This window comes from Hahella sp. HNIBRBA332 (assembly GCF_030719035.1).
Taxonomy (GTDB): Bacteria; Pseudomonadota; Gammaproteobacteria; order Pseudomonadales; family Oleiphilaceae; genus Hahella.
Genome location: NZ_CP132203.1, coordinates 4,213,498 through 4,227,330 on the forward strand (window position 1 = coordinate 4,213,498; position 13,833 = coordinate 4,227,330).

At 56.2% G+C, this 13,833-nt stretch carries 9 protein-coding genes; 5 read left to right on the forward strand and 4 right to left on the reverse strand.

The features are described 5' to 3' along the window. Window positions 1-250: 250 nt before the first annotated feature. From fba to tkt, 4 genes are all read right to left on the reverse strand, one after another. Window positions 251-1,315 (reverse strand): class II fructose-bisphosphate aldolase, encoded by a 1,065-nt coding sequence (gene fba / locus O5O45_RS18555; protein ID WP_011395469.1) that lies wholly within the window; start codon window positions 1,313-1,315, stop codon window positions 251-253. A gap of 120 nt (window positions 1,316-1,435) precedes the next feature. Then, window positions 1,436-2,602, reverse strand: a complete 1,167-nt coding sequence (locus tag O5O45_RS18560) for a phosphoglycerate kinase (RefSeq protein WP_305900848.1) — start codon at window positions 2,600-2,602, stop codon at window positions 1,436-1,438. Between the two features lie 103 nt (window positions 2,603-2,705). Continuing rightward, window positions 2,706-3,719: a type I glyceraldehyde-3-phosphate dehydrogenase gene (gene gap / locus O5O45_RS18565; RefSeq protein ID WP_305900849.1), complete on the reverse strand. Its 1,014-nt coding sequence runs from the start codon at window positions 3,717-3,719 to the stop codon at window positions 2,706-2,708. A 33-nt stretch (window positions 3,720-3,752) separates the two neighbouring features. Further along, window positions 3,753-5,762 (reverse strand): transketolase, encoded by a 2,010-nt coding sequence (gene tkt / locus O5O45_RS18570; protein ID WP_305900850.1) that lies wholly within the window; start codon window positions 5,760-5,762, stop codon window positions 3,753-3,755. A 294-nt stretch (window positions 5,763-6,056) separates the two neighbouring features. Here tkt and O5O45_RS18575 point away from each other — a divergent pair, with 294 nt between their 5' ends. The 5 genes from O5O45_RS18575 to O5O45_RS18595 all read left to right on the forward strand — a co-directional run bounded on the left by O5O45_RS18575 (window position 6,057) and on the right by O5O45_RS18595 (window position 13,789). Beyond that, window positions 6,057-7,136 carry an ArsR/SmtB family transcription factor gene (locus O5O45_RS18575; RefSeq protein WP_305900851.1) on the forward strand — a complete coding sequence of 360 codons (1,080 nt, stop codon included), beginning with the start codon at window positions 6,057-6,059 and terminating at the stop codon, window positions 7,134-7,136. 17 nt (window positions 7,137-7,153) lie between these two features. Further along, window positions 7,154-8,314, forward strand: coding sequence for a methionine adenosyltransferase (gene metK / locus O5O45_RS18580; RefSeq protein ID WP_305900852.1), 1,161 nt, complete (start codon window positions 7,154-7,156; stop codon window positions 8,312-8,314). Window positions 8,315-8,420: 106 nt separating this feature from the next. Beyond that, a complete protein-coding gene (gene ahcY / locus O5O45_RS18585; protein WP_305900853.1) occupies window positions 8,421-9,812 on the forward strand; it encodes an adenosylhomocysteinase in 1,392 nt (463 codons plus the stop codon). Between the two features lie 76 nt (window positions 9,813-9,888). Continuing rightward, the gene (gene metF, locus O5O45_RS18590; protein ID WP_305900854.1) at window positions 9,889-10,752 is read left to right on the forward strand and encodes a methylenetetrahydrofolate reductase [NAD(P)H]; all 864 of its coding nucleotides are present in this window, start codon (window positions 9,889-9,891) and stop codon (window positions 10,750-10,752) included. Window positions 10,753-11,002: 250 nt separating this feature from the next. Next, window positions 11,003-13,789, forward strand: a complete 2,787-nt coding sequence (locus O5O45_RS18595; protein WP_305900855.1) for a bifunctional diguanylate cyclase/phosphodiesterase — start codon at window positions 11,003-11,005, stop codon at window positions 13,787-13,789. Window positions 13,790-13,833: the final 44 nt, after the last annotated feature.

Sequence of the window (13,833 nt, forward strand, 5' to 3'; positions counted from 1 at the left end):
ACCTTAATTTCAGGTCGGGCCGGCCCGCCCCAGATTCCTTTTGGCGAAGCTATCAGTGCCGCCGCTATCTTCATCGTCGCGCCGGATATCAAACCGACGTCTGTTCAGCATAGACCAATACACGGGCTCGCGGTCCGGGCTAATTTAGCATGATCCGACTTGGGCCAAGATTAACAATAAAAAAGGGAACACCCATCGCATTATCTGCGATGGGTTATTCCCTTCCTTAAGGTCTTATGCAGTCAGTGGATCAGTTGATCTTCTGATCAAGCTCACCACGAGCGTAACGCTGGAACATGGCTTCCAGCGACATCGCCTTGATTTTGCTTGCCTGACCGGCGGCATTGAACGCTTCATAACGCGCCACGCAGATTTCCTTCATAGCCTTGGTGGCTACAGCCAAGTATTTGCGAGGATCGAACTCAGACTTGTTCTGCCCCATGAAACGACGGATCGCGCCGGTGCTGGCCAGACGCAAATCGGTGTCGATGTTCACTTTACGCACGCCGTACTTGATGCCTTCCTGAATTTCTTCAACCGGCACACCATAGGTTTCCGCAATCTCACCACCGAACTCGTTGATGATCGCCAGCCAGTCCTGTGGAACGGAGGAAGAGCCGTGCATAACCAGGTGCGTGGTGGGAATACGTTCGTGAATCGCTTTGATGCGATCAATCGCCAGGATGTCGCCTGTAGGCGGACGGCTGAATTTGTAAGCGCCGTGGCTGGTGCCAATAGCAATAGCCAGCGCGTCCACCTGGGTCTTCTTAACGAAGTCCGCTGCTTCATCCGGATCTGTCAGCATCTGATCGTGGCTGAGAACGCCCTCAGCGCCAATGCCGTCTTCTTCGCCCGCCGTGCCGGTCTCCAAAGAGCCCAGACAGCCCAGCTCGCCTTCCACGGAAACGCCGCAAGCATGGGCCATTTCCACAGTGCGACGGGTGACGTCAACGTTGTATTCATAGGTAGTCGGGGTCTTGCCGTCTTCCCCGAGGGAGCCGTCCATCATGACGGAGGAAAAGCCCAGCTGAATGGAACGCTGGCATACTGCCGGCGAAGTGCCGTGATCCTGGTGCATCACTACCGGAATATGAGGAAATTCCTCAATCGCCGCCAGAATCAAATGACGCAGGAACGGCGCCCCGGCGTATTTGCGGGCGCCCGCAGACGCCTGCACGATCACAGGACTGTCAGTTTGGTCCGCAGCTTCCATAATGGCCCGCATCTGCTCCAGGTTATTGACGTTAAATGCAGGAACGCCGTAACCGTGTTCAGCCGCATGGTCCAGAAGCTGGCGCATGGTAATCAGTGCCATTTCTCTTCCCCTTAGTGTTCAATTTTTAGTTAATTAATCTCTCGCATCGACCATCGCGACGGATACTTGGCCCGTCGCGTTTTCTGAGCCGACAATCTGACTACAGTCTGTCCCCAAAACTTACTCGGCGGCCCGCTTCTGCAGCATGGCCACAGCCGGCAGGGTCTTGCCTTCCACAAATTCGAGGAAGGCGCCGCCGCCGGTGGAAATGTACGAAATCTTATCAGACACGCCATATTTATCGATCGCCGCCAGGGTGTCCCCGCCGCCAGCGATGGAAAACGCATCCGATTCAGCAATGGCTTTGGCCAGGGTTTTGGTGCCTTCGCCGAACTGATCGAATTCAAACACGCCGACCGGACCATTCCACAGAATCGTCTTAGCTGACTTAAGCAGCTCCGCCAAGGCGGCCGCAGACTGAGGTCCGATATCCAGAATCATATCATCGTCCGCCACCTCGGCAATCGGCTTAACGGATGCTTCGGCGCTCTCGCTAAACGCTTTCGCTGTAACTACATCCGTAGGCAGCGGAATTTGCACCTTGGCCGCAATGCTGCGAGCGGTGTCCAGCAAATCCATTTCGCATAGAGATTTGCCGACTTTGTGATCCGCCGCCGCCAGGAAGGTGTTGGCGATGCCGCCGCCGACGATCAATTGATCGCAGACTTCCGACAAAGAGTTCAACACGTCCAGCTTAGTCGATACTTTGGAGCCCGCCACGATAGCGACCATGGGTCTTTGCGGTTTATCCAAAGCCTGACCTAGCGCTTCCAGTTCCGCCGCCAGCAAAGGTCCGGCGCAAGCGACGGGCGCGAATTGAGCAACGCCATGGGTGGAAGCCTGCGCACGGTGCGCGGTGCCGAATGCGTCCATGACAAAAATATCGCACAACGCCGCGTACTTCCTGGACAGCTCTTCGTTGTCCTTGCCTTCGCCGACGTTGAAGCGCACGTTCTCAAACAGAACCAGACCGCCCTCTTCCACCTCGAAATCGCCGTTCAGATAATCACGCAAGACTGGCGTTTCGCGTCCTAACAGGCTGGAAAGATGAGCGCCCACGGGCTGCATGGAGTTTTCTTCGGAGAACTGTCCTTCCTCTGGACGTCCCAGATGAGACATCACCATCACTTTGGCGCCTTGCTCCATCGCCAGTTTGATAGTGGGAAGCGCCGCCTGGATACGCGCGTCGGACGTCACTTTGCCGTTTTTGACGGGCACGTTCAGGTCTTCACGGATCAACACTCGCTTGCCGCGCAAATCCAGATCCGTCATTTTAATCACAGACATAACAGTTCCTCATTTCAACAAAACAGTTGTTATCGTTTAAATCCCTTCCCTAAGGCGTCGGCAGGATAATCCCGGCGAGCGCCGCGGCGGCCGGGATCTGGCGCTAAAGACTCAGCCAATGCGCTGACGTATCCAGCATGCGATTGGCGAAGCCCCATTCGTTGTCGAACCAGGCCATTATTTTTATCAGTCGTCCGCCGCTGACTTTGGTTTGATTGGCGTCCACCACCCCGCTGCGTGGGTCGTGGTTGAAATCACAGGAAGCCAGCGGCTCTTCAGAAAAGCCCAGGATTCCAACATACGCGTTCTGTGATGCGGCCTTGAGCAAGCCATTGACTTCCTCCATATCCGTCTCACGGGATACGCACACCGTGAGATCCATCATGGATACGTTGATAATCGGCACCCGCACTGCGTTCGCTTCAAATTTACCGACCATGGACGGCAACAGCCTTTCTATGCCTTTCGCCAAACCGGTGTTCACCGGAATGATAGACGCCATCGCGCTGCGCGTGCGGCGCAGATCATGATGATGGTAGGCGTCGATGACCGGCTGGTCGTTCATGGCGGAATGGATCGTCGTGATCACTCCACGCTCCACGCCAAGATTGTCGTCCAACACTTTGATGATGGGGACGATGCAATTGGTGGTGCAGGAGGCGTTGGAAACGATGCGATGACTTTGCCGCAATCCGTCGTGATTAATACCGTATACCACGGTGTAATCCACGTCGGCTTCGGCCGGTTGGGAAAACAGCACGCGACTGGCGCCGCTGCGCAGATGTTTTTCAGCGGTCATGCGGTCGGAAAAGGCCCCGGTGCATTCCAGCACCAAGTCCACTCCGATATCCGCCCAGGGGGCCCTGGCCGGATCTTCTTCCCGCAGGATGCGGATTCTGTCGCCATTGACCATCAACTGCCCGTCCCGTAAAGACACCTCCCCACGGAAACGTCCGTGGGTGGTGTCATAACGCGTCAGGTAAGCGATGGTTTCCGCGTCCGCCAGTTCATTGACGGCGACAATTTCCATGGATTGGCGATAGCCGGATTCGTACAACGCGCGCAAGACGCTTTGCCCGATCCGGCCATACCCATTAATGGCAATACGATGGGTCATACCGCTAAGGCGTTCTTCTGTTAGTAAGTGGATTTATGCATCCAGCGAGTCTAACAGATCTTGCGCCTGGGCCACCACGTTATCCACGGTGAAGCCGAACTCTTCAAACAGCAGGTTCGCAGGCGCGGACTCGCCGAAAGTGCTCATGCCCACGATGCGTCCATCCAGGCCCACATACTTGTACCAGAAGTCCTGATGCGCCGCTTCAATCGCGATGCGAGCGCTTACTTCCAACGGCAGCACTTGCTGGCGGTAGTGGAAGTCCTGCTTGTCGAAAACGTCGGTGGACGGCATGGACACAACGCGTACTTTGTGGCCTTGCGCAGTCAACGCTTCAGCAGAGGCGACAGCGAGACCCACTTCAGAACCGGTTGCGATCAGAATCAGGTCAGGCTGGCCTGCGCAATCCTTCAGGATGTAGCCGCCCTTCTCGATATTCGCCACCTGTTCAGCGTCACGGGGCTGATGCGGCAGGTTCTGACGCGAGAAAATCAGCGCGCTGGGGCCGTCTTCACGTGTGATCGCGCTTTTCCAGGCGACAGCGGATTCAACCGCGTCACAAGGACGCCATGTGCTCATGTTTGGCGTGGTGCGCAGGTTGGCCAGTTGCTCGATCGGCTGGTGAGTCGGGCCGTCTTCGCCCAAACCGATAGAGTCGTGGGTGTAAACCAGGATGGAGCGTTGCTTCATCAGCGCAGCCATGCGCACCGCGTTGCGCGCGTATTCCATGAACACCAGGAAAGTAGCGCCGTAAGGAATGAAGCCGCCATGCAGCGCCACCCCGTTCATGATGGCGGACATGCCGAACTCACGTACGCCGTAGTAAATGTAGTTGCCATCAGCGTCTTCTTTGCTAACGCCTTTGCTGCCTTTCCAGATAGTCAGGTTGGAGCCCGCCAGGTCAGCGGAGCCGCCCAACAGTTCCGGCAACAGCGGAGCGTATGCATTGATGCTGTTCTGAGAAGCTTTACGGCTGGCGATGGTTTCGCCTTTGGCCTGACACTCAGCGATATAAGCGTCTGCTTTAGCGGCGAAATCTTCCGGCAGTTTGCCCGCGCTACGACGCAGCAGCTCTCCAGCCAGCTCAGGATGCGCCTGCTGGTAGGCGGCGAATTTCTCAGACCAGGCTTGTTGCAGAGCCGCGCCTTTTTCTTTCGCGCTCCAGGCGGCGTAGATGTCTTCGGGAACCACGAAAGGCTCGTGGGTCCAGCCCAGCGCCTGACGCGCGCCAGCGATTTCATCGTCGCCCAGAGGCGCGCCGTGACACTCTTCTTTACCTTGCTTGTTAGGAGCGCCGTACCCAATGATGGTTTTGCAGCAGATCAGCGTCGGCTGAGAGGTATTGCCGCGCGCTTGCTCAATCGCCTGTTTGATGGCGTCGGAGTTATGCCCGTCCACGCCGGGAATCACCTGCCAGCCGTAGGCTTCGAAACGCTTAGGCGTATTGTCGGTAAACCAGCCTTCCACTTCGCCATCGATGGAGATGCCGTTGTCATCGTAGAAACAGATCAGTTTGCCAAGCCCCAGGGTGCCCGCCAAAGAACATACCTCGTGAGAGATGCCTTCCATCAAACAGCCGTCGCCCAGGAACACATAGGTGTAGTGGTCGATAACGTCATGGCCGTCGCGGTTGAACTGTCCCGCCAGCGCTTTTTCAGCCAGCGCCATGCCCACTGCGTTGGCGATGCCCTGCCCCAAAGGACCGGTGGTGGTTTCCACGCCTGGCGCGTAGCCGTATTCAGGGTGCCCGGGAGTTCTGGAGTGCAGCTGACGGAAGTTTTTCAGGTCTTCGATACCCAGATCGTATCCGGAGAGGTGCAGAAGGGAGTACAACAACATGGAGCCGTGACCGTTGGACAGAACAAAGCGGTCGCGGTTAATCCAGGAGGGATCGGTCGGGTTGTGGTTCAGATAGTCGCGCCACAGCACTTCCGCAATGTCCGCCATACCCATCGGGGCTCCGGGATGTCCTGACTTGGCTTTTTGCACAGCATCCATACTCAACGCGCGAATCGCGTTGGCGAGTTCTTTACGAGATGGCATTCAGCTCACTCCCTCTCAGATCGAGTTTTGGTTTGTGATTAGGGGGGTCAAAAACGAGAGCGTATTTTCATACATTAAAGAGGTAGGAGCAAATTTCATCGCCCCAATCGCCCAGTTTATCTCCCGTTCGTCCCTCAAGCCCGTCTTCAAGGCGGTGACACCGCCTTGTCCTACTGGCATTCACCGAAAAAAACAGCCCATTTTTTACGCCCAACAAACTATATCAAAATTCTTTGATATAGTTCTTGTGCGCATTTTTTGATGTTGCTAAACTTTCGGCCTATGAATGATTCCATGCTCCCACACAGCGACGGCGCGGATACTGAAGCCGCTGCGGACTACGCAGAACTGGCTGGCGTTTATAAGGCCTGCGGCGATGCGTTGCGTCTGGAAATATTGCGTGTCCTGGAACGGAACGCTTACGGGGTGCTGGAATTGTGTTCGATATTTGACGTCAAGCAATCCGCCATGAGCCATCACCTGAAAGTGTTGGCCAAGGCCAGGATGGTGGAAGCCCAGCGGGAGGGCAACAGCATTTTCTACCGGCGTCCTATTCTGGCCGGCGACGACAGCGCCGAGCTGGCGCGGTTACAGTTGTACAGCAATCTGGACCTGTTGCCGTTGACCACGGATACCCGCGACCGTATTGGTAATGTAGGAGAGCAACGCGCGCAGCAAAGTCAGGCGTTTTTCTCCCGGTACGCCGAGCATTTCCAGGCGCACCAGGAGTTGATAGCGGAATATCCGTTATACGCCACGCCTGTGCGGGATATGTTGCAACAGCAGTTGGCCGGTGAGAAGGTCAGCACGCTTCTGGAAATCGGCCCTGGCGAAGGCGCCTTTCTGGAAGATCTGTCGCAGATGGCGAACGCCGTCATCGCCTTGGATAACTCCGAGGAAATGTTGCAAAAAGCACGCGATTTTGCGGACGCCCGACAATTGTCAAACGTGCGCTTTATCGTAGGAGATACGCGCAGCGCCCTCGAACAGGGCGTCAGCGTTGATGTGATTGTGATGAACATGGTGTTGCACCATGTGGCGTCGCCGGCGGACATGATTCGCGATTGCGCGGCCTTGTTGCGTCCAGGCGGCATGTTGATTTTGAGCGACTTGAGCCGCCACGATCAGTCCTGGGCCAGAGAGTCCTGCGGCGATTTGTGGCTGGGCTTCGACAGCACTGAAATTTCCCGTTGGGGAGCGCAGTCGGGCCTGGCGGAAGGCGAAAGCATTTATATAGGCGTGCGCAATGGGTTTCAGATCCAGGTGCGCCAATTTTTATTGCCCAAGAACGGGAGCCGAACGTTGACCGACGCAACCGCATGTCAGTCCGAAGGTTCCGCAACATCAACCCACCCCAGTCATTGTAATCTTTAACCATAAGGACGCATGCGATGAGCGAATATTCCATTTTTACTTCCGAGTCAGTATCTGAGGGCCATCCGGACAAGATGGCGGATCAGATTTCTGACGCTATCCTTGACGCCATCATTAAAGATGATCCGAACGCGCGAGTGGCGGTTGAAACTTTAGTGAAGACGGGCATGGCGGTTATCGCCGGCGAAGTGCGCACCAACACTTACGTGGACTTGGAAGACATCGTCCGCGGCGTCATTCTGGATATCGGTTACAACAGCTCAGACGTTGGCTTTGACGGCGCGTCCTGCGCAGTACTGAACGCCATCGGCAAGCAATCTGGCGACATCGCCATGGGCGTGGACGAAGCCAGCGAAAAAGATTTGGGCGCCGGGGACCAGGGGTTGATGTTCGGTTACGCGACCAATGAAACTGACGTGCTGATGCCCGCTCCTATTTATTACTCCCACCGTCTGGTGGAAAGACAGGCTTACCTGCGCAAGAACAGCATCCTGCCCTGGTTGCGTCCAGACGCCAAGAGCCAGGTGACCCTGCGTTACGAAAACGGCAAGCCGGTAGCGGTTGAAGCGGTGGTGCTGTCCACTCAGCATACTCCTGACGTGAAGCAATCCGACATCCGCGAAGCGGTGATGGAAGAGATCATCAAGCACGTGTTGCCGGAAGAATGGCTGCACAGCGACACTCAATACCACATCAACCCAACTGGCCAGTTCATCATCGGCGGCCCAGTGGGCGATTGCGGTCTGACCGGTCGTAAGATCATCGTCGACACCTACGGCGGCATGGCCCGTCACGGGGGCGGCGCGTTCTCCGGTAAGGATCCATCCAAGGTTGACCGTTCCGCAGCCTACGCCGGCCGCTACGTAGCCAAAAATATCGTCGCTTCCGGTCTGGCGGCCAAGTGTGAAATTCAGGTGTCCTACGCTATCGGCGTATCGGAGCCCACCTCTATTTCCGTGAACACGTTCGGCACCGGCAAAATCAGCGACGACAAAATCGCCAGCTTGGTGCGCGAGCACTTCGATCTGCGTCCGCGCGGCCTGATCGAAATGCTGGATCTGAAACGTCCGATCTATCGTCCGACTGCGTCTTACGGACACTTCGGCCGCACCGGCGACAGCTTCAGCTGGGAAAGAACCGACAAAGCCGACGCACTGCGCGCCGCAGCCGGTATCTGATTCCCATAGCAAAGAGCCTCCCCTGAGGCTCTTTTTGCAACAGACCGAGACTTCCGGCGGGTTCGCCCCGCCCCCCCTCATTAGGATCAGCAATAGGACACCAAACATGGCTCAGTTACAATCTGTAGATAACTTCAGCGACTACAAGGTCAAGGACATCAGCCTGGCGGCATGGGGACGTAAAGAAATCGACATCGCCGAAGGCGAAATGCCTGCGCTGATGACGCTGCGTGAAAAATACCGCGCGCAACAGCCCCTGGCCGGCGCCCGCATCCTGGGATGCATTCACATGACCATCCAGACTGCGGTGTTGATCGAAACCCTGGTGGCGTTGGGCGCAGAGGTGCGCTGGTCCTCCTGTAACATTTTCTCCACTCAGGATCACGCAGCGGCGGCGATCGCGGCGGCGGGCATTCCCGTATTCGCCTGGAAAGGAGAAACTGAAGAAGAGTACGTCTGGTGCATCAAGCAGACTATCACTAAAGACGGACAGCCCTGGAACGCCAACATGGTGTTGGATGACGGCGGCGACCTGACAGAGATTCTGCACAATGAATACCCGCAAATGCTGGACCACATTCACGGCATTTCCGAAGAAACCACCACTGGCGTTCACCGTCTGCTCGACATGATGAAGAAAGGCGAGCTGAAAGTGCCTGCAGTCAACGTCAATGACTCCGTCACCAAGAGCAAGAACGACAACAAATACGGTTGCCGTCACTCACTGAATGACGCGATCAAACGCGCCACCGACCACCTGTTGGCAGGCAAAAAAGCGCTGGTCATCGGCTACGGCGATGTGGGCAAGGGCTCCGCAGCGTCGCTGCGTCAAGAAGGTATGATCGTCAAGATCAGCGAAATCGATCCGATCTGCGCCATGCAAGCCTGCATGGACGGTTATGAAGTCGTGTCTCCCTACATCGACGGCGTCAACACTGGCAAAGCCGACGGCGTCAACCGCGATCTGCTGGCCCATACCGACCTGCTGGTCACCACCACTGGCAACGTTAATGTGTGCGACAAATTCATGCTGCAAGCGCTGAAATCCGGCGCGGTGGTGTGCAACATCGGCCACTTCGACAACGAAATCGATACCCGTTTCATGCGCGATAACTGGGAATGGGAAGAAGTGAAGCCGCAAGTGCATGTCATATACCGCAACAAAGATCAAAATGACCACCTGTTGCTGCTGTCCGAAGGTCGTCTGGTGAACCTGGGCAACGCCACCGGTCACCCCTCCCGCATCATGGACGGCTCTTTCGCCAACCAGGTGCTGGCGCAAATGTACCTTTTCGAGCGTAAGTTCGCGGATCTGCCAGCGGATGAGAAGAGCAAGAACCTGTATGTACGCGTCCTGCCCAAGCAATTGGACGAAGAAGTCGCACGCTACATGGTGCAAGGCTTCGGCGGCGTCATCACCAAGCTGACTCAACCGCAAGCCGAGTACATCGGCGTGGAAGTGGAAGGTCCGTACAAACCAGCGGACTACAAGTACTGATCGACCGCCGGTCTGGCGCGGTTCGCCGCGCCGCCGGTTGTCCAGAGAGATACCCTAAACCGGAGGCAATACGCTAATGGAATCCCAAACTCAGTTTAAACGGCGTTTCAGTTTTGAATTCTTCCCTCCCAAAACCCCTGAGGGAATGGAAAAACTGCAGGCTGTGCGAGACAAGCTGGCCAAGCGCAAGCCGGATTTCTTTTCCGTGACCTACGGCGCAGGCGGCTCCACCCGCGAGCGCACTATCGACACCGTGCTGACGCTGCACAGACAAGGCATTTCCACCGCGCCCCATTTATCCTGTATCGGCGCCACCAAGGAATCCATCGGCGAACTGCTGGACCTGTACCGCTCCAACGGCATTCAACGCATCGTTGCGCTGCGCGGCGACCTGCCTTCCGGCATGGGCGCGCCTGGCGAACTGCGCTACGCCAACGAACTGGTCAGCTATATTCGCGAGCGCACCGGCGATCACTTCTCTATCGAAGTGGCGGCTTATCCTGAGTTTCATCCCCAGGCGCAAAACGCCGAAGCAGATCTGAATAACTTCCGCCGCAAGGTCGAAGCCGGCGCCACCAGCGCCATTACTCAGTATTTCTTCAATGCCGACTCCTATTTCTATTTCGTGGAGCGGTGCGAAAAAGCAGGCCTGAACCTGCCCATCGTGCCCGGCATCATGCCGATCACCAACTACAGTAACCTGGCTCGTTTCAGTGACATGTGCGGTGCGGAAATCCCGCGCTGGGTGCGCAAACAGTTGGAAGCCTACGGCGACGACTCAGCCAGCATCCGCAAGTTCGGCGAGGAAGTGGTCACGCGTCTGTGCGAACGTCTGCTCGCCGCAGGCGCTCCCGGCATCCACTTCTACACCTTGAATCAGGCCGAACCAAGTCTGGCGGTCTGGGACAATTTGAACCTGGGCGACAAAATTTCTTTCTGACCCAGACTCGAACGTCGGCTCAAAAACAGGGCCTGCATGGACTCTCCGGCAGGCCCTCCGTTTAACCAGCTGTTCTCATCTGGCTTTTCAACGCCTCATCCCACTCCCTGATTTTTTCCTCGCCGATAAACCTCAGTGTTTTAAATACTCTCTTATCTGCTACGCAGGAGTTGCGCTGCAGCGCCCGGCGCTTCGCCAAATACCCACCCATTACCTATACTGAATCCATAAACCAGGGGGCAGGCGAATAATGAAGTTGGGGGCCACCGCGGGCAGACTCGCAGCGCTGCTGATTATTCTCGTAGCCTGCGTCATACTGATCCTGCTTGATTACCGCGAACGCACGCGCAATTACTACCAATCCATGCAAGTGGAGCTGCAACAGACGCAGAAGAACGTCAGCGCCTCTACTCGTCGCATCATGGAACACATCGCCATTCTACGCCGCACAGCGGAAAGTTATTTATTGAGCAATCACGAGGATCATCTGTACAGCGAGCTATCCGCCAATCTCGCCTATGACCCCACGCGAAATCTCTTCGCCATGGATACCCTGCAACCGCCATTCACCACAAGCCAAGTGGGCAATCTCACTGGCCTGGGGGATATTCAGGGACGCCAGCCGAATTACTATCGCGAAATGGAAATGGCGCTGGCGTTGACGCCGATCTTCCGCGCCACCAAAGAGAATCTGCCGGAGTCTAATTGGGTTTACTATATTTCCCAGAACCGCTTCCTTTATATTGCGCCCTGGATTGAGTCCGATAAATTCGCCTACACCAATGAATCGCTGTCACTAGAGTTCTTCACCCTGGCCCTGCCCTATCACAATCCCGAACGCACCCCCTTCTGGACCCGGGTGTACGTGGATGAGTTTGGTGAGGGCCTGATGGTCACCGCCGCAGCGCCCATTTACGCCAGTGACGTTTTCAATGGCGCTGTGGCTATCGATATTACTCTCGATGTGCTCAAAGGGTTTGTGCGCAACCCCAACTTGTCGGCGGGAGAGCTGTTTATTGTCAACCAGTCGCACCAGTTGCTGGCGCATCCGACTTTGACGTCCTCCCACGCGAATACCGCCGCCACCTTTCCTGAGGCGTTGCCCAACGGGGTCGACAACTTCATTTCTCACCCCAAGGACATCCCCACCGACACGTTCCTTGAGATCAAAGGCTACGCACTGATACGCACCAATATAGATGAGACGCCCTGGCACCTGCTGCTGAGTGTGGAGCAGTCCGCCATACGCTACGCCATCATTGAGCAAATGACGCCGGAATTGGCGCTGGCGGCGTTAATCGTTCTTTTCGCCGCATTTATACAGCGTTATTTTCTCACCGCCGGTCAACTGGAGCGCAGCCAGCGCCGCTATCGGCAAATGTTTGAACACTGCGACGCCGTGCAGATTATTCTCGATCCCCAGAACAACAAAGTCATCGACGCCAATCCCGCCGCCTGCGATTTCTTCGGATTTTCCAGCGAAATGATGGGAAATATCTCCGCTTCGCGTTTATTTCTCTCTGAAAACAATGAGATGCTGGATGAGAAGTGGCTGCCGTCCTTACAATCCGGAAAGACAGTCATTGCCGCCCGCCGCGGCGACAACCGCTCCAGTCTGGTGGAAATGTACGTTTCCGAAATCAAAGACAAGGTCTGTTCCTACCTGTATTTGATTGTGCATGACATTACTGACCGCAAACGCAGCGAAGAGCAGATCCGCTTGCAAGCTTATTACGACCCTCTCACCCGACTGCCCAACCGCAGTTATCTGTTTGAGCACCTCAATTCGCTGATCGCCAGTCACAAACGGGAACATGCGCGTCTGGCGGTGCTGTTCATCGATCTGGACCGCTTCAAGCAAGTGAACGACAATCTGGGACACGGCGTGGGAGACAAGCTGTTGCAGCAGGTCTCCAACAGGCTCAAGTCGCGGCTCAGAGAAAGCGACATGTTGGCGCGCCTGGGTGGAGACGAGTTCACTGTCGTCCTGCCGCACCTGCGGGAAGAGACCGACGCCATTCATGTCGCCAAGATATTGCTGCAGCAACTGGCGGAATCCTTCAGCGTGGGAGACTACGAACTGCATATCGGCGCCAGCATTGGCGTGACGCTTTTCCCCAAAGACGGCGAAGACGCCTCCACCCTGATCAAGAACGCTGACATCGCCATGTACAAGGCCAAGGATAACGGTCGCAATCAGTATCGTTTCTTTGAGGAGCGCATGAACGAAGCCGTCGCCAGTCGCCTGATGCTGGAGGGCGATATCCGAGAGGCCACCCACAATGAGCAATTCCATTTAGAGTTCCAGCCCATCATAGACCTGAAAAATATGCGCCTGGCCGGCGCGGAAGCCCTGTTGCGCTGGCTGCATCCCCGCTTCGGAGAACTGCACCCCAGGGAGTTCATGTCCATTGCGGAAGAGACTGGCAATATCGTTCAGATCAGCGAGTGGTTGCTGCAAAATGCGCTTAATCTGGCGGCGGAGTGGCAGTATTCCCGACCTGCAGATCAGCAACCGTTCATCGCTGTTAATATGTCCCGGCGCCAGCTGATCAATTCGCAACACGTCAAGCGCTGGCGTGACATCATCCGTCAAAGCGAAGTGCCGCCGAGCTCACTGGTGCTGGAGCTGACCGAGCACAACCTGCTCAATGAATTTGAAGAAAGCCGACGCAGCCTGATGGAGCTGCATCAGATGGGCGTCCGATTATCCCTCGACGATTATGGCCACGGCGCGTCTTCCCTCACGCTGCTGAAAGACCTGCCTATCTCCATGCTGAAACTGGACGGCTTGCTGATCCGCAATCTCGGCCGTAAAACCAAAGAGGAAGTATTGATGGACGCGTTGGTGAAAATGGGGCGCGCCATGGATATGAAAATTGTCGCCGAGGGCGTGGAAACGCCGCAACAGCTCGCCGTGCTCAGGGAATCCGGCTGCGATTACGGCCAGGGATATTTGTTCAGTCCTCCGGCGCAGCCTCGCGAACTTTCCATGATGCTGGAAAAAGTGTTTAGCGTGCAGACCCAGGACGATTAAGCCTTTTGTCGACCTGCAGCCAGACTCCACCCGGGCGCCACCCT